At 52.0% G+C, this 24,883-nt stretch carries 12 protein-coding genes, 6 pseudogenes and 1 riboswitch; of the genes and pseudogenes, 13 read left to right on the forward strand and 5 right to left on the reverse strand.

The window, feature by feature from the left end; genetic code table 11:
• Nucleotides 1-7: 7 nt before the first annotated feature.
• The 11 genes and pseudogenes from JCM10914_RS12030 (at nt 8) to fumC (ending at nt 15,084) form a co-directional block, all read left to right on the forward strand.
• Nucleotides 8-724 (forward strand): response regulator transcription factor, encoded by a 717-nt coding sequence (locus tag JCM10914_RS12030; protein WP_023961161.1) that lies wholly within the window; start codon nt 8-10, stop codon nt 722-724.
• On the forward strand, nt 721-2,490 hold the full coding sequence (locus tag JCM10914_RS12035) for a HAMP domain-containing sensor histidine kinase (protein ID WP_023961163.1): 1,770 nt from the start codon (nt 721-723) through the stop codon (nt 2,488-2,490). Before JCM10914_RS12030 ends, JCM10914_RS12035 begins: the two co-directional genes overlap by 4 nt.
• Nucleotides 2,491-2,533: 43 nt before the next feature.
• A complete protein-coding gene (locus JCM10914_RS12040) occupies nt 2,534-3,124 on the forward strand; it encodes a TetR/AcrR family transcriptional regulator (RefSeq protein WP_023961165.1) in 591 nt (196 codons plus the stop codon).
• A 64-nt stretch (nt 3,125-3,188) separates the two neighbouring features.
• Nucleotides 3,189-3,767, forward strand: a complete 579-nt coding sequence (locus tag JCM10914_RS12045) for an NAD(P)H-dependent oxidoreductase (RefSeq protein WP_023961167.1) — start codon at nt 3,189-3,191, stop codon at nt 3,765-3,767.
• A 105-nt stretch (nt 3,768-3,872) separates the two neighbouring features.
• Nucleotides 3,873-3,974: riboswitch (purine riboswitch) on the forward strand.
• Nucleotides 3,975-4,194: 220 nt separating this feature from the next.
• Nucleotides 4,195-5,996, forward strand: a pseudogene (gene ade / locus JCM10914_RS12050) (adenine deaminase).
• 394 nt (nt 5,997-6,390) lie between these two features.
• A pseudogene (locus tag JCM10914_RS12055) lies at nt 6,391-7,794 on the forward strand (cytochrome ubiquinol oxidase subunit I).
• The gene (gene cydB, locus JCM10914_RS12060) at nt 7,781-8,797 is read left to right on the forward strand and encodes a cytochrome d ubiquinol oxidase subunit II (protein ID WP_023961179.1); all 1,017 of its coding nucleotides are present in this window, start codon (nt 7,781-7,783) and stop codon (nt 8,795-8,797) included. Before JCM10914_RS12055 ends, cydB begins: the two are co-directional and overlap by 14 nt.
• Nucleotides 8,797-10,564: pseudogene (cydD, locus tag JCM10914_RS12065) on the forward strand (thiol reductant ABC exporter subunit CydD). The gene cydB and the pseudogene cydD overlap by 1 nt, the downstream one beginning before the upstream one ends.
• Nucleotides 10,561-12,353, forward strand: a pseudogene (gene cydC, locus JCM10914_RS12070) (thiol reductant ABC exporter subunit CydC). Before cydD ends, cydC begins: the two co-directional pseudogenes overlap by 4 nt.
• Nucleotides 12,354-12,479: 126 nt before the next feature.
• Nucleotides 12,480-13,546 (forward strand): annotated as a pseudogene (locus JCM10914_RS12075) (DUF2332 domain-containing protein).
• A 149-nt stretch (nt 13,547-13,695) separates the two neighbouring features.
• Complete coding sequence (gene fumC / locus JCM10914_RS12080) at nt 13,696-15,084, forward strand: class II fumarate hydratase (protein WP_023961191.1); 1,389 nt, start codon at nt 13,696-13,698, stop codon at nt 15,082-15,084.
• Between the two features lie 155 nt (nt 15,085-15,239).
• Here the strand turns inward: fumC and JCM10914_RS12085 are convergent, their stop codons facing one another.
• From JCM10914_RS12085 to JCM10914_RS12095, 3 genes and pseudogenes are all read right to left on the reverse strand, one after another.
• On the reverse strand, nt 15,240-15,848 hold the full coding sequence (locus JCM10914_RS12085) for a DUF1266 domain-containing protein (protein ID WP_023961193.1): 609 nt from the start codon (nt 15,846-15,848) through the stop codon (nt 15,240-15,242).
• A gap of 16 nt (nt 15,849-15,864) precedes the next feature.
• Nucleotides 15,865-17,178 carry a tetratricopeptide repeat protein gene (locus JCM10914_RS12090; RefSeq protein ID WP_023961195.1) on the reverse strand — a complete coding sequence of 438 codons (1,314 nt, stop codon included), beginning with the start codon at nt 17,176-17,178 and terminating at the stop codon, nt 15,865-15,867.
• Nucleotides 17,175-18,877, reverse strand: a pseudogene (locus JCM10914_RS12095) (molecular chaperone HscC). Before JCM10914_RS12095 ends, JCM10914_RS12090 begins: the two are co-directional and overlap by 4 nt.
• 300 nt (nt 18,878-19,177) lie before the next feature.
• On the opposite strand from JCM10914_RS12095, the gene JCM10914_RS31360 reads away from it, so the two are divergent.
• Entirely contained in the window at nt 19,178-20,455 is a 1,278-nt protein-coding gene (locus JCM10914_RS31360) for an amidase family protein (protein WP_023961201.1), read from the forward strand.
• Nucleotides 20,452-21,096, forward strand: coding sequence for an amidase family protein (locus JCM10914_RS31365; RefSeq protein WP_023961203.1), 645 nt, complete (start codon nt 20,452-20,454; stop codon nt 21,094-21,096). Before JCM10914_RS31360 ends, JCM10914_RS31365 begins: the two co-directional genes overlap by 4 nt.
• A gap of 84 nt (nt 21,097-21,180) precedes the next feature.
• Here JCM10914_RS31365 and JCM10914_RS12105 read toward each other — a convergent pair whose 3' ends face one another.
• Together JCM10914_RS12105 and JCM10914_RS12110 are read right to left on the reverse strand one after the other, a co-directional pair.
• A complete protein-coding gene (locus JCM10914_RS12105; protein WP_023961205.1) occupies nt 21,181-22,770 on the reverse strand; it encodes a membrane protein in 1,590 nt (529 codons plus the stop codon).
• A 167-nt stretch (nt 22,771-22,937) separates the two neighbouring features.
• Complete coding sequence (locus tag JCM10914_RS12110) at nt 22,938-24,287, reverse strand: hemolysin family protein (protein WP_036717929.1); 1,350 nt, start codon at nt 24,285-24,287, stop codon at nt 22,938-22,940.
• Nucleotides 24,288-24,883: the final 596 nt, after the last annotated feature.

Raw genomic sequence — 24,883 nt, forward strand, 5'->3', positions numbered from 1 at the left:
AGGATAAATGGATCATACACGGATATTAATTATTGATGACGAACCTTCCATTGTAAAAATGCTGCAGATGGTACTGCGCAAGGAAGGGTTTAACCGCATATACACGGCTTCAAACTGCAAGGAAGCTTTAAGGGAAATCGCTGCTCACGGCGCGGATATCGTATTGCTGGATGTGATGCTGCCGGACGGAACGGGATTTGACCTGTGTCCGTCCATCCGTTCCTATGGAAGTCCGCACATTCTGTTTCTGACCGCCAAAGCCTCGGATCTGGATGTTCTGACCGGCTTTGCGATGGGCGGAGACGACTACGTGACCAAGCCGTTTAATCCGCTGGAGATTGCCGCAAGGATCAAAGCACGACTGCGCCGTGGCGGCATCGGGACCGAAAGCTCTGCGCAGCCGGTCACGCGGCGTACATGGGATTTCGGCCGCTTCAAGGTCGATGAGTCCGCCGGGGAGCTTACGGTGCTCGGAGAGCCTGTGCCGTGTCCGGCGCAGGTCTTTCAACTGCTGCTTTATTTCTGCAAGCATCCGGGTGTCGTATTTTCCAAATCGCAGTTGTATGAAGCGGTATGGGGTATCGACGGTATGGGTGAGGATAACACGGTCATGGTGCATATCAGGCGTATTCGTGAGCGAATCGAGGAGGATCCGAGCAATCCACAGTACTTACTGACGGTTCGGGGGCTGGGTTACAAGCTGGTTAAGGAGAGAGGACGATGAGGCTGCGTAGGAGGCTGGCGTTTCATTTCACGTATCAATTAATTGCGTTCTCCGCATTCATGTTTTGTTTTCTGATCGTGCTGCTGTTTTTCCTGATCAAGCATATCGGCGATGATGAGATGCGCCGCAATTTTCCGATGGGAGTCTTGAACAATATCGTCTCCGAAACGGTAACCGAGAATGGGGAAGTCTTGCTGTCGGAGGGCTGGAAGGTGTTGTTGAAGGAGCGGGCGATCTGGCTTCAGGTCGTGGATATGGAAGGGAATGTCATCCACGCTACGAATACGGTTGCGGACGTACCGTCCGAATATTCGGTAAGCAGCCTCCTTGAGATCAAGGAGGAGCGTCGTCTGGGCAAGTACACGATGGATTGGCAGATGGACTTAACGTATGAAGATCCGCTGCTGTACCTGATGGGGCGCATCGACGAGGGAGCGGATCGGCTGCGAGGCTGGGTGGCTGACTTTCAGGTGAATGGCGTCGTTGGAGAGGGCCAGGAAGCTGCGCTTATAGACGAATTGGCGTTGCTCGGCGGTTATCTGCACGTCATCGACGAGCAAGGAACCGTCATTCAATCGATTGGCAGAGCGAATGAAGAGAAGGCGGCCTACCATCCGCTGGAGATCATCGCCATGCAGGAGCAGCCCGGTACGTACGCGACGAATATAGCCGTTTACCGTGATTCGGTAAGCGCTAACACATGGATTTATCATACGCCGCAGGAAGGTTCCGTGGACAAGCGGCCGATGATGGAAGAAATGATATGGGTGGCCGTCTGGACGATGGTGTGCGTGCTTCTGCTGTCCTTGACCGTCGCGATCTGGCACGGTTACCGCTATAGCCGGCCGTTGCTGTTGTTCACTGGCTGGTTCGAACGGATGGGCAGCGGCTCATATGAGGAGGTATTGACACCGAAGGACCGTAAGCGAGTCTTCCGCAAAAACGGGAAGCTTCGCACAAGATTCAAACTGTACAAGGAAGTCATTCAGTCTTTCTATGACATGGCGGAGCGCCTTGCGGAAATTGAACGGGAGCGGAAGCGGCTGGATCGGAACCGGGAAGAGTGGATGTCGGGCATCTCCCACGATCTTCGTACACCCTTATCCTCGATTCAGGGTTATGGCTACATGCTGGAGAGCGCTCCGCAGGATTGGGATCCAGTAGAGCTGCGCGAAATGGGAACCGTGATCCGGGAGAAAGGGGACTATATGCTGGAGTTGATCAACGACTTCTCGCTTGTGTTCCATCTTAAGAGCGAGATCCGTCCGCAGGAGCTCTCCCGCCTTGATCTGAATGAATTGGTGCGTCGCTGCGTGCTTAAATATGTTAACGATGCGACAAGGAAGGCCGCCTTTACCTATATCGGAAGCGAGGCTCCGGTGTTTGTGAATGGCAACGCCAAGTGGCTGCAGCGGCTGATGGACAATCTAATCTCGAATGCGGTCAAGCATAATCCCGAAGGCGTCAAGGTGGAAGTTCGGGTTGAGCGAAGACCGAGCGGCGCAGCCATCATGGTCGCAGATCAAGGCGTGGGCATGGATGAAGAGACGCGAATAAATCTGTTTGAGCGTTACTACCGGGGTACCAACACGGAGGAGAGTATGGAAGGATCGGGTCTTGGAATGAGCATTGCCAAAGCGATCGTGGAAGCCCACAAGGGCAGCGTCAGCGTGTGGTCTGAGATGGGGAGGGGCACGACGCTGACCGTTCTTTTGCCGGAGGCCGACAAACCGCCTATCGTTCAGGACACATGCCGTAGTGAGTAAATTGAATGTTGTGATTTAGTTAGCGTTCACTTATGATATATGTATGAAAAAGAAACCGCATGTCGATAGCAAGAAGAAGGATATTCTGTATGCCGCCATGAAGCTGTTTGCCGAGAAAGGCGTAGACGGTGTATCCGTGAAGGAGATTGGCGCCGCTGCTGGTGTGACGGATGCAGCCATCTACAAGCACTTCACGAACAAGGATGCGGTGGCTGCAGAAGCGTTCGAGGAGTATTGCGGTAGCATGACGCGTCTGATCGATTATTATGTCTCATTGAAGGGATCGTTCGCGGAGCGGCTGACCGCGCTGATCGCAGAGGTACTGAAGTCTTACGATGAGGATCGTTACGGTCTGTTGCTGCTCTCGCAGCAGCACGAATTGTTCACTGAAGTCTTGAAGGGCCGAGGACGTCAACCACTGGATGCATTGGAGGATCTCTTGCAGCAGGCGGTAGCACGCCAGGAGATTCCACCGCAGAATACCCGTCTAACCGCGGTGCTGATTGTTGGTTCATTCAGTCAGTTGGCGATTTCAACTATGCAAGGGGACTTGGAAGAGCCGCTGTCTCCACTGGCTTCTGAAGTGACCAAGTATTTGTTGGCTTTGACAAGTTTGGGAAAGGGTCTGTCGTGACCTTTTCTTTCTTTTTTAGCTTGAGGTTAGTGTTTGCTAACTAAATAATGAGGAGGAATGGAACGTGAAGAAGATTCTGATTATTCAAGGTAACCCGGTCGAGAACAGCTATGGCCGAGATCTGGCGAAGGTGTATGCTCAAGGGGCGGTAGAATCGGGTGCGCAAGTGCGCGAGCTTGTGTTGGCACAGTTGGATTTCAATTTGAATTTATCGGGTGGCTACAGGGGCGAGCAATTGTTGGAGCCGGATCTGCAAGAAGCGCAAGCGTTGATTGCTTGGGCGGATCATCTCGTATTCATCTACCCGAATTGGTGGGGCGGCATGCCTGCCCTGCTCAAGGGTTTCATCGACCGGGTCTTTCTGCCTGGGTTTGCCTTCAAGTATCGTAAGAACTCGGCACTCCCCGAGCAGCTGCTCAAGGGCAAGACCGCCCGCCTGATCGTAACGATGGATTCACCATACTTGTATTATCGTTATTATCTCGGTCAGCCCGGTCATCGGATGATGAAGCATTCCCTTCTCAAATTCTGTGGAGTGGGCAAGGTTCGAGCAACGAATATCACCAAGCTGCGTCAATTGAGTGATTCCGCAAGGGAACGGTGGCTGATGAACGTACAAAGAATGGGGCAGCAGTGGGTATAAGCAGGTTATCCCGGCCATGCAGTTCCTTCCAGCGGCTTGACTTCGAGGACGGGAAGATTAATAATGCTTACAATGCAAGAAAATGAATAGCTTCGATTACAACTAATTTTCATAAGACAATCTTAATGTATATGCCGGGGAATAGGGCCCGGGCGTCTCTACCAGGTTACCGTAAATGACTTGACTACATGAAGGATGAGAAGAAGATAATACCTCTGGCCGGGATACATTGATCCAAGTATGATCTAGCCCTGCCATGCAAGGCGGATACAACAGGCGCAGGCTTCTCATTCTTGATGTGATCGACATACGGCACCCGGGCAGATTCGCTGTCCGGGCTGTTGTTGTGTCTATATTCTGCACACCCGATCAGGGCATACTTCTATGTTAAGGTGGATTTATTAATTCAGAGGAGCGTGCAATCATCATGAGTTCAAATACAAGACAGAAACGATACGAGGTCAGCCGGCAATTGGGGCAGGTAGCTTTAGGTCAGGCGCCAGCGGATCTGGTGATCAAGAACGGCACGCTGGTCAATGTGTTTACAGGCGAACTGCAGCAGCATATCGATGTAGCAATGGCTGCGGGCAGAATAGCATATATCGGCCATGCAGACCACACGATCGGTGAAGGGACTCAAGTCATCGATGCGAACGGACGATATATTACGCCAGGTTTGCTGGATGGACATATGCATGTCGAGAGTACGATGCTAACCGTGACGGAGTTTGCCAAGGCGGCGATTGTGAGCGGAACGACGGGCATTTACATGGACCCGCACGAAATAGCCAACGTATTCGGCATGGAAGGTGTGCGCTGGATGCACGAGGAAGGACAACAGTTACCGCTTAAGGTATTTACGACCATTCCGTCCTGCGTTCCAGCTACATTTGATCTCGAGGATGCCGGTGCCCAGCTTGGGGTGGCTGACATTGAAGAGGGACTTACTTGGCCAGGCGTTGCAGGACTCGGGGAAGTGATGAACTTCCCCGGCGTTGTGTATGGTGATCCGACAATGAGCGGAGAGATCGAGGCAACGCTTCGGGCTGGAAAGACGGTAACCGGCCACTTCCCGGCAGAGGACGACAAAATGCTGCAGGCCTATCTCGCTACCGGAGTGAGCTCCGACCATGAAACGGTGACGCGGGAACAAGCGCTGGAGAAGGTTCGGCTCGGTATGCATCTGATGATCCGCGAAGGATCGGCATGGCAGGATGTGAAGGAAGTCATCAAGGTCATTACCGAGGATAAGGTTCGCACGGATAACATCTCGCTTGTCACCGATGACGTTTATCCACAGACGCTGCTTAGACTGGGGCATATGAATCATGTGGTGCGCCGTGCGATTGAAGAAGGCGTAGATCCGGTAACGGCCGTTCAGCTCGGCACGATCAATGTGGCTCGTTACTTCGGGATGGATACGGAGCTTGGCAGTATCTCGCCAGGGAAGACAGCTGATATCCTGCTCATCGATGATCTCAAGGCCATGGTGCCGTCGGTTGTTATTACGGATGGAGAGGTCGTGGCAGAGAACGGGCAGATCGTGAAGCCGTTCCCAGCTTATCAATACCCGGAGAAGGCATTCAACTCGATTCGCCTGCCGCGTGCGCTTCAGGCGGACGATTTCTCGCTGAAGAGTAAATTCGATACGACACGCTCGGAAGTGAACGTTGTGCGCGTGATCGAGAATAGCGCGCGGACGGCGAAGATGACGGCCGTACTTGCTGTAGAAGAAGGGATTATTCAACCGGATCTGGAGCAGGACGTGGTGCAGCTCGCATGCATCGAGCGTCATGGTGGAACCGGTCAGATCTCGCTTGGATTTGCCAGCGGCTTCGGACTGAAATCGGGGGCTGTCGCATCGACAGTGGCCCATGACAGCCACAACCTGCTCGTCATGGGTACAACGCCGAAGACATGGCGCTTGCCGCCAATGAGCTCGCCGCATGCGGCGGCGGTATGATCGTCGTTCGGGACGGGCAGGTGCTGGCGAAGGTCGCGATGCCGATTGCCGGCCTGCTGGCAGACCGTCCAGTGGAGACGGTGGCCGAAGAGGTGGCTGCTCTGGAAGAAGGCTGGAAGGAGCTGGGCTGCTTCATCCATGCACCGTTCATGACCTTCTCGCTGATTGCGCTCCCGGTCATTCCGGAAATCCGGATCACGAACCGGGGCATTGCGGATGTGACCGAGTTTAGGCTGATGGAGACGGAGATCCGGGCCGTAGAATAATCAAGCTTGGTGCAGCAGAACAATCCATTTGATGTTAATCCAATAAATAAAGCGATTGCTTATTTGGCTTGCTCAAAGATTGATATTTTGCTTCGTAGACCGCAGAGTATGTCTCTGCGGTCTTTTTTTGCGTCCGAAATAACTCGTACGAAGGAAGGAAGCCGGACCATGGGCGCATTATTGGAAAAGCAAGATTAGAGCGGATGTGTCGGCGGGTCGGTAAATTTATGAATTCAATCACAAACTTCGTGATTTTTGTCACAAATTTATAACTTTTTCATGCTGAAAGACGGATTTTATGTGATGTAAATCACAATCCTTTCGATCGTTCTCTGTGATAATACGAACAGAAGCACAATCAATGATCACGTGAATGAGAAGGAAGGGGTATCATATGGATCCGGTTATGCTGGCGCGAATACAATTCGCCTCCACGACCATTTTTCACTTTATCTTTGTACCGTTATCCATCGGGCTTGCATTTCTGATTGCCATCATGGAGACGATGTACGTTATCAAAGGTCAAGAAGTCTACAAACGCATGGCTAAATTCTGGGGCAAGCTGTTTCTGATCAATTTTGCGGTCGGCGTCGTAACGGGCATTCTGCAGGAATTCCAGTTCGGCATGAATTGGTCCGACTATTCCCGGTTCGTAGGGGATGTGTTCGGAGCGCCGCTCGCCATTGAAGCACTGTTGGCGTTCTTCCTGGAGTCTACGTTTATCGGACTCTGGATTTTTGGCTGGGACCGGTTATCGAAGAAGGTTCATCTGCTGAGCATCTGGCTCGTATCCTTCGGTACGCTGATGTCCGCCTTCTGGATTCTGGCTGCCAACTCGTTCATGCAGCGTCCGGTTGGGTTCGAGATTAACAACGGGCGGGCCGAGATGAATGATTTCTGGGCGCTGGTGACCAACGGGCAGCTGCTCGTAGAGTTTCCGCATACGATCTTCGGAGCGCTGGCTACCGGCTCGTTCCTTGTGGCGGGGGTAAGTGCTTATAAGCTGATGAAGAAACAGGATTTGGACTTCTTCAAGAAGTCGTTCCACATTGCGATTGTGGTGGGTCTCAGCACCTCGATTCTGGTTGCAGTATTTGGGCACCAACAGGCACAGTACCTGGTGGAGACCCAGCCGATGAAGATGGCGGCTGCCGAAGGGTTGTGGGAGACGAGTGCGGATCCTGCGCCTTGGACGGTGATCGCGTCCATCGATCCAAGCAAGCAAGAGAACAAGGCGGAGTTTAAGATTCCCTATCTGCTCAGCTTCCTCTCTTATAGTAAATTTTCGGGCGAAGTCATCGGGATGAAGGAATTGCAAGCCCAATATGAACAAGAGTATGGTCCGGGCGATTATATTCCTCCTGTTCGCACGACCTTCTGGAGTTTCCGAATTATGGTGGCGGCGGGAACTCTCATGATTGTGCTTGGATTGTACGGCACTTGGCTGGCCCTTCGCCAGAAGGTAGAGCGAGCAGGCAAGTGGTTCCTGACCGCTATGCTATTCGGCATATCGCTGCCGTTCATCGGGAACACGGCGGGCTGAATTATGACGGAGATCGGGCGACAGCCTTGGACTGTGTTCGGATTGATTACGACCGAGAACAGTATATCACCTAATGTCAGCGCGGGCTCGATCCTGTTCTCGCTCATCATGTTTACGGCCATATATGCGGTATTGGCGTCCGTCATGGCGTATCTGTTCGTGAAAGTCATCAAGAAAGGGCCGTATGCGGCGGAGGAAGCAGACCACCACACGATCGACCCGTTTACGAAGGAGGGATACGATGTTGTCTCTTAACGAATTATGGTTCGTACTCGTTGCCGTCTTGTTTATCGGTTTCTTTTTCCTGGAGGGTTTTGATTTCGGCGTCGGAATGTCGACACAGTTGCTGGCCAAGAACGATATGCAGCGCCGGGTGCTGATTAACTCCATCGGCCCTTTCTGGGATGCGAATGAAGTGTGGCTGCTGACCGCTGGTGGAGCGATGTTCGCCGCCTTCCCGAACTGGTATGCAACGCTGTTCAGCGGATTCTACATTCCGCTTGTCTTCCTCCTGCTTGCCTTGATTGGACGCGGCGTCGCCTTCGAGTTTCGCGGTAAAGTGAACGATGTAAGGTGGCGCAAGGTTTGGGATGGGGCGATTTTTACCGGGAGCGTACTTCCGCCGTTCCTGCTTGGGGTCGTGTTTGCTTGCCTGATTCAGGGGTTGCCGATTAACGCTGAGATGGAGATGTACGCCGGTTTCTTTGATGTGGTTAATGTGTATACGGTAGTTGGCGGGTTGACAATGGTGATGCTGTGTTTGCTGCACGGTCTTATGTTTACTACCCTGCGCACGATAGGGGACCTACAGGAACGGGCACGCCAGATGGCTCGGAGGCTATTGATTCCGGTCGCTGCCTTATTCGTTGCATTTGGGGTCATGAGCTATTTCATGACAGATATTTTTGAACAACGGGGTGTGCTGATTGCTATATTGCTTGTACTAGCTCTGCTGGCTTTCTTGATGGGAGGCTATTTCATGACAATCAAACGAGATGGCTGGGCGTTCGGCATGACCGGGGCCGTCATTGCTTTGCTGGTCGCTTCGGTGTTCGCAGGACTGTTCCCGCGTGTCATGATCAGCTCCTTGGATGCTGCATTCGATCTGACGATTTATAATGCGGCCTCGGGGCCATATTCACTGAAGATCATGACGATCGCGGCCTTAACCTTGCTGCCTTTCGTACTTGGTTATCAAATCTGGAGTTACTTCGTGTTTCATAAACGAGTACACGAGAAGGAGCATTTGGAATACTGATGGGGAGGGATCTGCTGGGATATAAGGGCGCCAAGACGGCATTCTTCCTCGTCGCCGCATGTACCTGGCTCAGAGCATGGCTATTCTTCTGCAAGCCAAGTGGCTGGCGGAAGCCATCTCCGGTTTGTTTGCCGGATCGACGCTGCAGGAACAGAGCGAAGTCATCGCCCTGTTTCTGCTGGCTTTTGTGGCACGGCACGGGATAGGTGCAATGCAGCAGGGGATCGCGCAGCGCTTCGCGGAGCAGACGGGCACAAGTCTGAGGAACCAACTGTTGAAGGAGTTGTTCCAGAAAGGACCGGTCTTTGCCAGAACAGAGGGAACAGGCAATCTGGTTACGCTCGTGCTGGAGGGAATCGGTAAATTCCGCAAATATGCGGAACTGATCGTACCGCGGATGCTGAGTGTGGCAATTACGCCGGCACTCGTATGGTTGTACGTATTCATGACAGATCGGATCTCGGCGGTGATCCTGCTTGTGACGATGCCGATACTGATCGTGTTCCTTATTCTTGTCGGGCTTGCGGCGAAGAAACAAACCGAAGGACAGCTGGAGTCGTATCAGATGCTCTCCAATCATTTCGTGGACTCCTTGCGCGGACTTATCACCTTGAAATTCCTCGGGCAGAGCCGTAAGCACATGGGGAGCATTCGGCAGGTCAGCGAAGGTTATCGCCGAGCTACGATGCGAACCTTACGCGTCGCCTTCCTGTCTTCCTTCGCCCTCGATTTTTTTACGATGCTGTCGGTGGCGTCGGTGGCAGTTAACCTGGGTCTGCGTCTCATTAACGGCAGCCTGGAGTTACTGCCTGCCTTGCTCGTGCTTATTCTGGCACCGGAGTTTTTCCTCCCGGTGCGCATGGTGGGAGCTGACTTCCATGCCACGCTGGACGGCAAGCAGGCAGGTGAATCGATGCTGCGTATGATCCATGATGCCCGAAGTGGGGAAGGGATCGCAGAACATCAAGAGGAACCGCAGGAAGCGGAATCTGCAGGTAAGTCGTTTGCGTCCCCATTCGAATGGAGCGAGCGCAGCGAATTGCAACTGACTGGCATCGGATGAAGCATGATCCGCAAGGTCCAGCCTCCCTCGAGGATGTCAGCTTCCGGATTCCGGGTCGAGGCAAGGTCGGAATCGTTGGAGCGAGCGGCGCTGGCAAATCTACTCTAATTGATATACTAGGCGGTTTCACTGCACCAACCAGGGGCGATGTGAGACTGAACGGCGTCAGGCTGGAGCATGCCAATCGTGCGGCATGGCGCAGCAAGGTAACCTATATGCCGCAGAATCCTTATATATTCAGCGGTACATTGGAGGAGAATATTCGCTTCTATGCGCCGGAAGCTGCGCCTTCCGAGGTGGAGGCAGCAGTAGTGGCGGCAGGGTTGTCCGAGCTTGCCAGGGAACTGCCGCACGGCCTGCAGGAGAGGATTGGCGGCGGCGGCCGTGCTTTAAGCGGGGGGCAGGCACAGCGCGTAGCTCTGGCCAGAGTGCTGCTTGGCAAGCGTCAGGTGCTGCTGCTGGATGAGCCAACGGCTCATCTCGACATCGAAACGGAGTGTGAGCTGAAGGAGACGATGCTTTCTCTGTTCCAGGATAAGTGGGTATTTCTTGCTACACACAGACTGCACTGGATGCGGGATATGGACTTGATCATCGTCATGCAGCAAGGCCGGGTGGTGGAGACAGGCACTCATAAGGAGCTTGTGGAATTGCGAGGCATGTATTACCGGATGATTACATCGCAATGGGAGGGAGCAAGATGAAGCAGGCATCGTGGTTTCGGCCGTATGTTACGGCCAATCTTTGGCGGTTTACGCTGATCATTGTGCTCGGAGCACTGACTATCCTGCTGGCCGGGAGCCTCATGTTCACTTCCGGATATCTGATCTCCAAGTCGGCCCTTCGTCCCGAGAACATTCTGATGGTGTATGTACCAACCGTCGGGGTCCGCGCATTCGGCATCGGCCGCGCCGTCCTGCATTATGTCGAGCGGCTGGTGGGACATGACACGATCCTTCGCATTCTGTCGCGCATGCGTCTGCGTCTATATCGCATTCTGGAGCCGCAAGCCTTGCGCTTATCCTCCCGCTATCAAACTGGGGAACTGCTCGGTGTGCTGTCCGATGATATTGAGTATCTTCAAGATGTGTATATCCGTACGGTCTTTCCTTCTATGGTTGCGCTCCTCTTGTACGCAGGCGTGATTGTAGCCGTCGGTCTGTTTGATCCCGTGTTCGCCCTTTTGCTTGCACTTTATATTTCGGTGCTAGTTCTGATTCTGCACTGATCTCTTTGCTGCTCACGAAGCGTAAGAATCGGGAGGTACAGCATGCTAGGAAATCCTTGTATCAGAATTTAACCGATGCCGTGTTGGGTATGCATGAATGGTTCGTCAGCGGCAGACAGGCGGATTTTCTAACCGGGTATGAAGCGGATGAAGCGAAGCTGGTTCAGACCGATCGTGCACTCAAACGGTGGGCACGGCTGCGAACGTTCATTGGTCAATGTGTGGTCGGCATTACGGTAGTCTCGGTTATCTACTGGTCCGGTAAGGCTTACGCTGCCGATGCGCTTGAAGTGACGCTGATTGCGGCATTCGTGCTGGCGGTGTTTCCGTTAATGGATGCTTTCCTTCCCGTATCCGAAGCGGTGGAGCGCATCCCAGGGTATCGACAATCCATCGACAGATTGCAAGGCATTGAACAAGGAGCGGCGAAGGAGAAGAGTGAGAGTACGTTGCCGCTGCTAAGTAAGGAAGAGGTCCAGGTAATGATTGGGAACGGCATGGATATAAGAGTAGAGGAGTTGTCCTTTAGTTACGTCTCAGAGAAGGAGTGTTCCGGGACGACGAATCGAGATACATCTTCCGATACGTCTGTGTTAAAAGGGATATCCCTGCATGTGCCCCGGGGAGCGAAGGTTGCTGTCATCGGTCGATCCGGATCCGGCAAATCAACCTTGCTGCAGCTGATCCAAGGCGCTTGGATACCTGATGCAGGCAGCGTGACCTTAGGCGGTGTGGCCGCCGCGCGTTTCGGTGAGGAGATCCCTTCGGTTATGTCGGTATTGAACCAGAGTCCGCATCTGTTTGATACGACGCTCCAGAATAATATCAGGCTGGGTCGACCGAATGCTTCGGACGAAGAGGTAATGGAAGCTGTACGGCAAGCGCAATTAGAGCCGCTCCTTGCGGCTTTGCCGGATGGCATCCATACGCGGATGCAGGAGGCGGGACAACGGTTCTCCGGCGGAGAGCGGCAGCGTGTCGCGCTTGCCCGCATTCTTCTGCAGCAGACGCCAATCGTTATTCTGGATGAGCCGACCGTGGGATTGGACCCCGTAACGGAAGCGGAGCTGCTGTCCACAATCTTGACCACCCTCCATGACCGGACACTGATCTGGGTGACGCATCATCTGATTGGGGTAGAGCAGATGGATGAAGTTATCTTTATGGAGCGTGGGGAGATTAAGATGCGCGGTACTCATGAACAATTGCTCGCGCATTCAACCAGATACCAGAAGTTATACCAACTGGATCGCCCGGAGATGTAGCGGGCAAACTTGAACATTCCATATTTTCCTTATGGGGCTGATAAAAGATCGGAATCCATCCGTCCTCGCTAAAGTTGTAACATGATGTTAAGGCGATATACTACTATACATCAAGGAGCGTGGCGTATGGATATGGAACGGTTGGCCAGCATTTTCTCCCATTTCGCGGAGCGGGAGTGTAACGGATCGAGTGATTTATACGAGTTTTTGGCCGGTGAGATTGCCGGTGATGAAGAAGTGCTGCAGGTAGCCGGATGGCTTCGCCGGGGCAGCCGGTCCCGAACTTGTTGTTCGGAGCAGTACAGTATTTGCTCTTACAGGGAAAGGGGGAACGGCTTCAAGCCTATTACCCTGGCCTCGTGGAGCAACCCTTGGATATACGTGCAAGTTATACGTGTTTCCGAACGTTTGTATTGCAGCATCGCGAGAAAATCATATCTATACTGCAGAGCAAGCGCGTTCAGACCAACGAGGTTAGGCGCTGTGCCTACCTCTATCCCGTATTCTGTTCGATCTACGATAAAATGCAGCGTCCCCTTGCCTTGATCGAGCTTGGCACGAGTGCCGGATTGCAGCTGTTGTGGGATCGATACGGCTATGCTTACGGTCAGAATGAGCGTTATGGCGGCGCGGATTCCAAGGTGCTGCTTCAATCGGAGATTCGGGGTCAACGCCAGCCATTGCTTCTGCCGCAGAGCCCTCCTGTTGTATACCGAATGGGGGTGGACCTCCATGTGAACGATGTGCGCCATCCGGAGGATTATCTATGGCTGCGTTCGTTAATCTGGCCGGGTCATCATGACCGCGTAGCCACGTTTGAGCATGCCGTGGACGCATTGAAGTTGCAGTCCGATGTGCAGTTCATGGAAGGTGACGGGACCGTTCTGCTGCCCGATATTGCTGCGGAAATCCCGGAAGAGGCAGTCATATGCGTATTTCATACGCATGTCGCCAATCAGATGCCTGAGGAATCCAAGCACCGTCTGCTCCATCATCTGGAGGAGATCAGCCGGCGACGCGATGTCATCCATGTGTATAACAATATGTGGGATGGCGATCTGCACATCGATTATTATGCAGGCGGCCAGTCCAGCGGGCAGACCGTTGCCCGAACGGATGGTCACGCCAGATGGTTTGAATGGCTGGGGAAACGGAGTAGGGAGCTTAAGAAGAGGCAACCTGATCTTGCCTGAACTAATCCAAAAGATTAAAAGAGATTATTTGTAGTCCACTCCTCAGGGGTGGATTTTTTTCTGCGGCGCGTCTGTGTCATAATAGGAGAGACGAGTACTAAGCGTCTGACGCTGACATAATGATGAATGCCAAGAGGAGGAAGAATCGGATGGATTATCGTATGGAGAAGGACACGATTGGAGAGATCAAGGTACCGGCAGACAAGCTGTGGGCGGCGCAAACCCAGCGCAGCTCCGAGAACTTTCGGATTGGAACCGAGACGATGCCCCAGGAGATTATTCGAGCATTCGCTATTCTGAAAAAGAGTGCAGCCATTGTGAACAGCAAGCTGGGTAAGCTTGATGAAGCGAAAGCCAGCGCCATTGCAACGGCGGCCGATGAGATCGTTGACGGCAAGTGGGACGAGCATTTCCCGCTCGTGGTATGGCAGACCGGCAGCGGCACCCAGTCTAACATGAACGTGAATGAAGTGATTGCGAACCGCGGCAATCAACTGCTTGAGCAGCAGGACAGCACGCTTCGCATTCATCCTAACGATGACGTTAATAAATCCCAGAGCTCGAACGACACCTTCCCGACTGCTATGCACATGGCAGCGGTGATCGCTATGGAAGAGAACGTACTTCCTGCCTTGCGGCGTCTGAAGAAGACATTCGAGAAGAAGAGTGATGAATATAAAGACCTGATTAAGATCGGCCGTACGCATCTGCAAGATGCAACCCCGCTTACACTGGGACAAGAGATCAGCGGCTGGCACCGGATGCTGGAGAAGTGCGAATTGATGCTCTCATCCGCCGTTGAACCGCTGCGAGAACTGGCCATTGGCGGGACTGCGGTGGGTACCGGCATTAACGCCCATCCGAAATTCGGTGAGATGACCGCTGCCGAGATCAGCCTGCAGATCGGGAAGAGTTATACATCGGCCAGCAACAAATTTCATTCCTTGACCAGTCACGATGAGATCGTGTTTGCCCATGGGGCACTTAAAGCGCTCGCAGCCGATCTGATGAAGATTGCCAATGATGTGCGCTGGCTGGCAAGCGGTCCGCGCTCGGGTATTGGCGAGCTGACCATTCCGGCCAATGAGCCAGGCAGCTCGATCATGCCGGGCAAAGTCAATCCAACGCAGAGCGAAGCGCTCACGATGGTTATATGCCAGGTGATGGGCAATGACGCGACCATCGGGTTTGCTGCGAGCCAAGGGAACTTTGAATTGAACGTGTTCAAGCCGGTGATTATCTATAACTTCCTGCAATCCGTAAGACTGCTTGCGGATGCCATGGATTCCTTCGATCAGAACTGTGCGATTGGTATTGAAGCTAACCTGGATGTCATCCGCGATAATATGGAGCGCTCGCTGATGCTGGTGACGGCCTTGAATCCGCATATTGGCTACGAGAATGCCGCTTCCATCGCGAAGGCGGCTCATCAATCCGGTTCAACGCTCCGCGAAGCAGCACTTGCGAGTGGTCTGCTTAGCGGTGAGGAGTTTGACCGGATCGTACGTCCAGAGGAAATGATCCATCCGAAGGAATAGTCTCATCGGCGAAATGCCCCAAGATACAACAGAGAGCCGTAACAGACAGCGTTTGCTGCGTGTTACGGCTCTTTTTTTGCCATTTCATCGCTTTGATCCGGGCTCAAGGTTCATGTTCCAGCGTGCCTTGTCGTGCAGCATCGTACTGCCGCCAATTAAGCTCCCGGCATAACTGAATATTTTACTGGCATTCGCATCTTAACGTCATCGGTTATATAATACATCCCGATTGCAAAAGCGCTGAAATACGCTTCCCAGCTTGAATAATGCTGCTGCAAAAGCCGCGCTGCTCTCAGGTTGATGTTCCAGGCTTCTTCTTTTGAGAGCGTCCGATAGACTCGCCCAAGACGACTCAACATGATGGCCCATCCTCCGCCTATCGCTGTAATATCGGCAGACGGCAATAATGTCATATGCCGCTGGATGATCACGAGCTTATTGTAATCGGGGTCGTCTTCAGCCCCCTTTACGTAACGTTCGCGTGCCGCAAAGCTTAAAGGTGCCAGTCTGGCATGCAGGTCCCGATAACTCTGGCGATAACCATCTTCGAGCAGGAATTCAATCTTCTCCCGCAAAGATGCATCACCGGAGATGCTCCAGAATTGGAGCGCTTGTTTCATTGCATGGTTCCGGAGCCAGCGTTCGCTCGTGTGAAATTCATAAGGAATGTAATAGTGAGCCAGCATGCTTCTTAAGCAGACGCCGGAGAGGCAGCGGAAATAGAGTTCTAGTTGCTTGGTTTCTTTACGAGTATAACTATCCATTGAGCGGTCTCCCTTTCTAGGTTATGAGTACGCGATGTGCCCGGATCGTCTTCCATGTGTTCCACAGCAGAACGGCGGCGAACAGACCCGTATATATCAAATGCACATCGAAAAAGAGCTGGAGTACCACGTATATCAGGATATACAACCAGCTTAACCTCAGAACCATCATCGTGTCGAAGAGGATTCCGTTCCTTAACACACGCCTTTTCTCTGCCGGCGGAACATGAGCTTTACCATAACGATGTCGGTTTCCCGCTGAGTTAATGTACATATAGCTATGGATATGATAGATATCCTGCTGATTGGACGCTTTGAGCGTCTCTCTTGCCTGATCAATCTGACCAAGTTCCAGCAGAGAGCGCCCCTTGAGACTAAGCGCATCGGTATGTTTCGGATCGGCTGCCAGAATATGATTGACATCTGTTAGTGCGGCAGAATAATCCTGCTGTGTAAACAGGATCTGGGCACGGTACCAGTAACCCTCATGATCTTCCGGCCCCAACATAATGGCTGCGGAGAAACACGCTAATGCGGCCGTATCTTCGTCTTGCATAAGATGGCATTGACCCCGCATTAGCTGGAGGTCCGGATCGTGCGGATAGATAACATGTGCAGCATTCAGATAATCGGCGGCGGCCAATGGTTCATTATGCATCAATAGGTCTTGCGCCCGTTCCCTGAGATGTAGATAATGCTCTGCATCCTGCTCGGCAATAGGGTTGCGGGCAAAGCAGTCATACCGCAGCTCGGTCATGCCTTGAATCTGGATGACGATATATTCCACGAAGGCATCATCGAAGTCATCTAATAAATTCTCGCGGTCCTCCTGCAGATGGAAAAGTGTATCGAGCTGCTGCCAGATTGATTTTGGAAGATAGTGGTGGTCCTCAAGATAAGACACAAGGGCGTATTGCAGTTCCTTGCTGCGCTCAACGTTCCATATCACGTCATGATTAAGCAACTGCTTCCACGCCTCGGAATCAAGCCGCAAGGAGAAGTCCTGATAGATATTATCCAGTTCGGCGATAAATAGATGAATGGGATCTGCCGCTTCTTCCATAACCATCGCTGCCAGATCTTTATGGAGCGCTGCGGTGTTCATTGGAGTGTGCTGCTCCTCAATCGCTCCATTATCCGCTTCTTCCGGCAGTTTCTCAGGCGTTAGCTGCGGCGCTTGCTTCAAGGCTGCGTCATAGGCTTCTCGTAGATGCTGGTAGCCTTCCGGATCTTCCTCCGGATGATGAATCCGCAGCCGTCTTGCATAGGCTTTTCGAATGATGGATGTATCACTCGTCGCCTCAATCCCCAGCACGTCCCATATGCTCATGGCAAGTGAAGCCACCTTTCCATTTGATCTAGTTGTTCTTTCAATTCGGCAGCAGCTCGTTTGATCTGCTCGTCATTTTGCGATTGTAATTGCATCTCGAATCGCTGGATACAACGAGCGATGATCTCTCGGCGTTCGCCCAGTGATTCTTCATACAGGCGCTCGCCCCTGGCAATGAGCAGCCGGTTCTCCTCGCGGTCGCGCGGATGGATTTTGATGTCCTTTAACTCGGCCAGACGAGCTTCAATCTGCTGCTTAGTCATGGTTCCGGCGTTCTTCTCAATGACTGCACGCTGTTTCTCGCCGGTTGTAACGCTGATGATCTCCACTTCCAGGATTCCATTCACATCATAGGTGTAGCGCACATCTATACGCTCTTCTCCAGCAGGGGCGGGAGGGACCTTGATCTGAAGCTCGCCGAGCTTAATATTGTTCGATACCCGCCGACTCTCTCCTTGATACACATCGACCTTTAATCGCTTCTGGTTATCGCTTACCGTACATAGGCGCTCGACCCTGCTGACCGGGATCGGCGTGTTTCGTTCAATGATGGGCAGGAAGTGCCCATCGGAATATTGATCATGAGCCACTTCACGGAGGATAGCGGTTCCGAGCGTAAACGGACATACATCCGTCAAGATGATTTCCTCAAGCATCTGATTCCGCTGTTTCAACGCCGTTTGGATCGCTGTGCCTACGGCGACGGTCTCATCGGGATGAATACTGCTGTAAGGCATTCTGCCGAACATGCGCGAGATGACGTTACGAATCAGCGACATGCGTGTTGCGCCGCCAATGAGAATAATCGCATCCAGATCGGACGGAGTTAGCGAAGCGTCGCGAAGTGCACGCTCAATCGGCTGACGCAGTCTTACAAGCAAAGACTGGGCCAGTTTCTCGTACTCGCTGCGGTCAAGCAGGCACTCGAAGGAACGACCTTCAAGCGATATGCTCATGCTCGCCGTTGGGCTTTGACCAAGCGCGAGCTTACACGCTTCGGCTTGCTTATATAGAAGTGCTCGCGACTTGGCTCCGATCTGTTCACCGTCTAATTGGTGGGTATGTAAGAAGTGGGACACCAGGAGCTCTGTGAAATCTTCCCCGCCCAGAAAATTGTCGCCTGCAATCGATTTGACATCCATAATGCCTTCAAACAACTCCAGGATCGAAACATCAAATGTACCGCCACCCAGGTCAAACACCAAGAATTTGGTCTCTGGGCTCTCTTGATGCAGTCCGTAAGCGATGGCTGCAGCTGTGGGCTCGCTAATCAAACGCTCCACTTTGAGTCCGGCCAGCTCAGCTGCCGCTTGGTAGCTTTGCGCTGCGTGTCGTTGAAGTAAGCCGGCACGCTGATGACTGCCTCGGTAACCGGGTGGCCAAGGTAGGCTTCAGCATCGGCCTTCAATGCGCGAAGCACGAAGGAGGATAATTCCTCCGGCGTGAAGACGTGACTTCCCATCGTATATAATTTCTCTGTTCCCATATAGCGCTTGAACGCTGCAGCGGTCAGGCCGGGATGGGTGATGAGTCTCTCTTGCGCAATCTGGCCGACTAGGATTTCCCCGGTGTCATCCACGCTGACGACGGAAGGAGTAAGATGCTTGCCGAGCACATTCGGAATAATGACCGGTTTGTCATTATCCCAATAGGCACACAGACTATTCGTAGTTCCTAGATCGATTCCAATCATGGTCATGGTAGGCTGCCTCCTGTCTACAAACTCGTATCTATCTATTCTATCAAGTGAAGGTACTATTTTTCCAACTTAGTAAAGTTTATGTTAATAATATTGACATTTAGTTTAGATAGAGTCGTGACGAAATTCGGGTATAACAAATACAAGATTTAAATAAATAAGGTAAAACAATGAATTTTGCCGAAAAATATCGATTTATACGCTTACATAGATAAATGTCAGATTTGTTAGGTAAACTGACATCCTCTATCATGGGGGTTAATCATTACATAACATTTTAATAGATTGGAGCGTGGATTGATGAGTAGAACGACTTGGAAGCTGAAGGGCATTACTGTATTATTAAGTGCTACTTTAATGGTGGGTTCACTATTAATGCCCGTAACAACCGTGGAAGCCAGCAGTGCTAACGCAACCGCCGTCCCGGCCTCGGCAGTGCAACGAACCAATCTTGAAGCAGCGGTAAGCGTGAAAGAATTCTCCAACCGATTAGATGAGTTTGCCGGACGTTATGGTCTGTCATTCGAAGGGTTGGTCGGTGACGGGGAAGTGCAGCGCAAAGATGTGGCTGTTGCCGTACATAAGCTCCTGGGCTTGCCTGAAGGAGACAGCGGTTATCAGGATATACTGGATGCAGAAACGTCCATCGCTGCCGGTGCTCTCCACAAAGCTGGCATTATGAATGGCTATAGCAGCTCACGGTTCGCGCCATATCATTCGCTCCGCCCCGATGAAGCAGATGCATTAATTAAGCGGTTAGAAGCCTATCTTGCTCCATTTAACATCCAAGAAGCGACGATTGCCGATATGCAGGCAGCGATGGAACAAGGCAAAGTGACTTCCGTCACACTTGTCCAGACGTATCTGAACCGTATTTATCGATATGATTCTAAGTTGAACTCCATTCTTACCGTAAATGATAAAGCGATTCAGACAGCAAGAGCGCTCGATGAAGAGCGGAGATTCCAAGGGCCGCGGGGACCGCTTCACGGCATACCGATCATCGTTAAGGATAACTATGATACCGCCGATATGCCGACTACGGCTGGCTGTATCTGCTTGAAGGATTCGATACCGCTGAATGACTCGGAGCAAGTAGCCCGTCTCAAGGCCGCGGGGGCAATTATCATCGCCAAAGCCAATCTGGATGAATTCGCATTTAATATTACCACGTCAAGCTCGCTCGGCGGGCAGACGTTGAATCCGTATAATCTGGCTCACTATCCTGGCGGTTCCAGCGGTGGTACGGGTGCTGCCATAGCGGCTAATTTCGCCGCGGCTGGCCTTGGAACGGATACGGGAGGCTCCATTCGAATTCCGTCATCCTTGAACAGTCTGGTGGGAATTCGTCCAACGATCGGTTTGTCGAGTCGGGATGGCATTATCCCGCTGGCACTTACTCAAGACGTTGGGGGTCCAATGGCAAGAACCGTAGCGGACGCTGCTGCCGTTCTTGAAGCGACCGCCGGTTACGATGCGAAGGATTTGGTCACCACCCAAAGCTTGGGCCGCGTACCTGACAGTTTCCTGAACTTCTTGGATCAGGATGGACTGCAAGCGCGCGGATCGGTATCGTGACAGAGCTGATGAGCGGCGCGAAGGCGGAACAGCAGGAAACGAACGATATCGTCAAGCAAGCTATTGCCGATATGGAGAAGCTGGGCGCGACTGCCGTCCCGATTGAAATCCCGAGCTTCACGGACATTATGAAGTTCCCGAGCCTTAGCGGCTGGGAATTCAAGTTCCAGCTAAATGATTATCTGGAAAGTCTGGGCGAAGCGGCTCCTTATCATACCTTGGAGGAGATCATTGCCTCCGGTGAATACCTTGATTCTCACAAGAGTTCCATGGAAGCTAGACAAGCACGAACGACACTGGATGACAACGAGTACAGGAAGATTGTGCTGGATCGCACCAAGCTGACACAAGAATCCCTGCTGAAGGTGATGGCAGAGCATCAACTGGATGCACTTGTTTATCCGGCTTCTGCCGAACCCGCAGGCAGGCTGGGCGAAGGGCAGAACTCGGGCGTGAACAACCGCTTGAGTCCATTCTCCGGCTTCCCGGCGATTACCGTACCCGCTGGATTTACGACCGGCGGTCTGCCTGTAGGGGTGGAGTTCCTCGGTAAAGCATTCGATGAAGGTACGCTGATCAAGCTCGCCTACAGCTACGAGCAAGGGACTCAGCATCGCAAGGCTCCTGCACTTACTCCTTAAACGGATAGGCGATATCGTAAACAAAGAACCTTCCTCTCCACCAGCTTCAGATGGAGAGGAAGGTTCTTCATTTGGGAGTTGATTCTACATCGTGATCGAATGCTTGGTATTGCCGCGATAACGGGATACTTTATTCGCCAGAAACGTAATCAGGAACGAGCTCAACATACTGGCAGCCATCGCGATCAGGAAACCGACGGTGTTGTTCGATGTAATCGGCCCGATGAAGGAAGGCACATAGGCCGTTCCGCGAACACCGAACAGACCGACAAGCATACCGCCAAGTCCGGCCGAGGCGATAGCACCGGCGAAGACAAGTTTGTTCGAGAACATGAAAGGATAGGCAGCCTCGACAAACGTACCGAATCCCATATTGATTGCAAAGCCCGGAGCTGCGACAGCAGCCTCTCCCTTATCCCGGGGGGCGATGATATTGGCAAGCGTGATGCCGGCAGATACCATGACCAATCCGACCATATCTACGGCACCGAGGAAGCTGTTACTGGTCGTTTCCATCTCAAGTAGAACAATCGGTAGGATCGCGGCATGATAAACGCCTCCGATGATGGCAGGCCAGATGAGGAGACCGGCAATCAATCCCGCAATCGGTGGACTCCAAGAGACAAGCGTTTCGATGAGCAATCGAATGCCTTCGCCTGCGCTAAGAGCAACCGGAGCGATCAGGAAATAGACGATCAAGCCGGCGACTAGACCCGATATGCCACCGGCGACGATATTGACCGTTGTGGCGGGAAAGCGCCATTCCACGCATTTGCGGAAGATGTAGTGAACGATGATACCGGCTCCAATCCCGCCAATGATGCCGCCGATCATCCCGCCTTCAACGGACAGCACACCGGCGACGATGCCGGCGACGATCGATACCTCGTCCAATTCCGATACCTGCTTCGCTGCGATGACCGCCAGGATGACGGGAAGTGCCTTAATCATCAAGTCGAATACCTCGGACAATCCGGATAACCCGGGAATTTTGCTGACAGCCAGAATCAGGGCCATTCCGATAAATCCCGGGAGGGAGGCCATCATGATGCCGCGAATATTGATTCGCTTCCATGGCGAGGATACACCCGCGGAGATCTGAGCTTTCTGCGCTTGTCCGATCACGGGTCGATAGGGGAGACGCCAATGCTTGCTAAGGGATGTGACGAAAGTGACCGCCCGCGTGCGATTCGTCGTTCCGGTCGTTCCCGATGCGGAGATCACATGAGCGCCTTTGGACTGAATCATGGCCATCGAAGTACCGCCGGTACCTGTAACCGGCAAGCGGAACTTCGCGGCGGCTTCAATCGCATGACGGTTGCTGCCCTTTGGATCGGAGCTCATGACGATCAGACCATCGATTTCACCCAGCTCAATCTGCTCAGCGATCACCCTATCCTGTTTCTCGGCCTCTACATTGATCTGAGCAAGTGTACCCTCTGCTAGGATGACCGGCATCTCCTGAGAAGAGTTCCAGCCGTACAGCACCGCAGGAGTGCTGTCTTTGACGTTATCCATTGAAGCTTGCGCCGCGATGAATTGCACGGCAGCACAGGAGAGGCCGGCGCTTTCCATCTGCATAAGAATTTCATCAAGCAGCTTGCCGGGGTCCTTCCCTCCTAGATTATATAAGTTGCCACCACTGCTTCCGATGATAGCGATCTGACGATTCATGGGTGTTCCTCCAATACGTAAATTAATATGCCATTATCTCTATATTACAGCAGAGTTGCAACTTGTTAAAGTAATAAACGAACAGAACCTTTAAACGTAGTTCACCTAAAAAACGCGTACAGGCATGATGGCCCGTACGCGTTATGTCTACTTGTGTGATATGGAACTTATTCTTCGCTTTCTAGAGAAGCTGCAACCGCAGAATTCTCTTCCAGTCCTTCCGCGGTTTCCTTGACAATCTGAAGCTTGGTATAACGGTGGGTCTTCTTCTCCAAGACAGTGAATGTCAGATCACGATAACTCCAGACATCGCCCTTCGTTAGTTCGGAGTTATGTCCGTAGAGCCAGCCACCAATCGTATCCAGCTCATCTGTGCTCAAGTCGGTCTGCAGCAGATCGTTGACGCGGTTGATCGAGACCTTGCCGTCTGCAATGAGGCGGTTCGGTTCTGGCTGCGTTAATTCGCGTTCTTCATCCTCATCGAACTCGTCACGAATCTCGCCGACAATCTCCTCCAGAATATCTTCGATCGTAATCATACCGGAGGTTCCGCCGTATTCATCGATCAGAATGGCCATATGCGTGCCTTCCTGCTGCATTTTGCGAAGCAGCTTCTTGATCGGAATGGCTTCAGATACGGTCATGGCCGGGTGTACCAGCTTGGACAGGTCGATATTGGAGTTGTCATTGAACTCCAGGAAGAACTGCTTCGTGTTCACCATGCCGACGATCTGGTCCTTATCTCCGCGTACGACAGGAAAACGCGTGTATTGCTCGCGTTTAATGATCTGCAGGTTAGCGGCCAGCGGTTTATCTGCATATAAACAGATCATATCGGTGCGGGGCACCATAATTTCCTTGGCAAGCATATCGTCAAAAGCAAAGATTCGGCTTACATATCCATATTCGGCTTGGTTAATCTTGCCACTCTCGTAGCTGTCACTCAAGATCATGCGCAATTCTTCCTCGGAGTGGGCTTCCTCATGTTCGCTGGCAGGATGCATACCGAACAAACGGACAATCTTGTTGGCCGACCCGTTGAGAAGCCAGATAAACGGGTACATAATGCGATTGAACCAAATAATCGGTGTTGCACACAGGAATGATACGGCTTCTGCTTTATTGATAGCGACCGTTTTTGGCGCAAGTTCACCAATAACGACGTGAATATAAGTCATAATAATAAAGGCTAATAAAAATGAAATCAGTGAGGCTATTGCCGCTGGGATAGCAAAATTATCAAACACCGGATGCAAAATCTTCTCGATCGTCGGTTCCCCGAGCCAACCAAGTCCCAGTGCCGTGATCGTAATTCCGAGTTGGCACGCAGACAAATATCCATCCAGATTTGAGGTTACTTTTTTTACGGCTAAAGCGCCTTTTCGTCCTTCCATAACCAATTGATCAACCCGACTGGGACGAAGTCTAATAATGGCAAATTCGGTCATAACGAAGAAAGCGGTAGCAGCGATAAGTACAGCGACTAAAAATAAATTTAAGCCTATACTGTCATCCAAACAAAACACATCCTTTTTTTATCTGATCGAAAATTAGTTTTGAAATAACCATCGTCAACTATACATGTGGCTATCAACATAATTCGACCTGAATTTCAAAGGCGCAAGTAGCATGTGCTTGAGGATTAGGAACATATCGGTTTCTGTGGAGCGTGAAACGTTGTGCAAGGACAGCAGATAGATGTGGCGCGGCGCTTCCGGAATCATCCGGATTGGATCCGGACACTTGGGCGTGGGAGCGAGGAAGGAAGCACGCATTCTGAAGGCTCCACTCCTTGCTGAACGTCGGAGGAATCAGACAAGTCGATTCCGAGGACGGGTTCGGCGGAGAGGATCAGCATCAGGCCAAGTATAATACATATCGTTCTGTTTATCCTTCGTATGGGGTCCAAGAGGGATCGTCACTCCTATTATTCAAGTTCAGATTGCTTACAAAAATATATGGCTGAAAAATAATACTATGAGTCTTCATTTATGGTTGTTGAACGATATTTACACCACAATCATAACCATCAAAACAAAGTATATTGCTATTAATCATAAGAAAAAGTAAGCCGATATGTCAAATTGACATAATGCAGGGAAGTGTAATCCCT

Origin of the sequence: Paenibacillus sp. JCM 10914, from assembly GCF_001315105.1 — a bacterium.
Taxonomy (GTDB): Bacteria; Bacillota; Bacilli; order Paenibacillales; family Paenibacillaceae; genus Paenibacillus_AQ.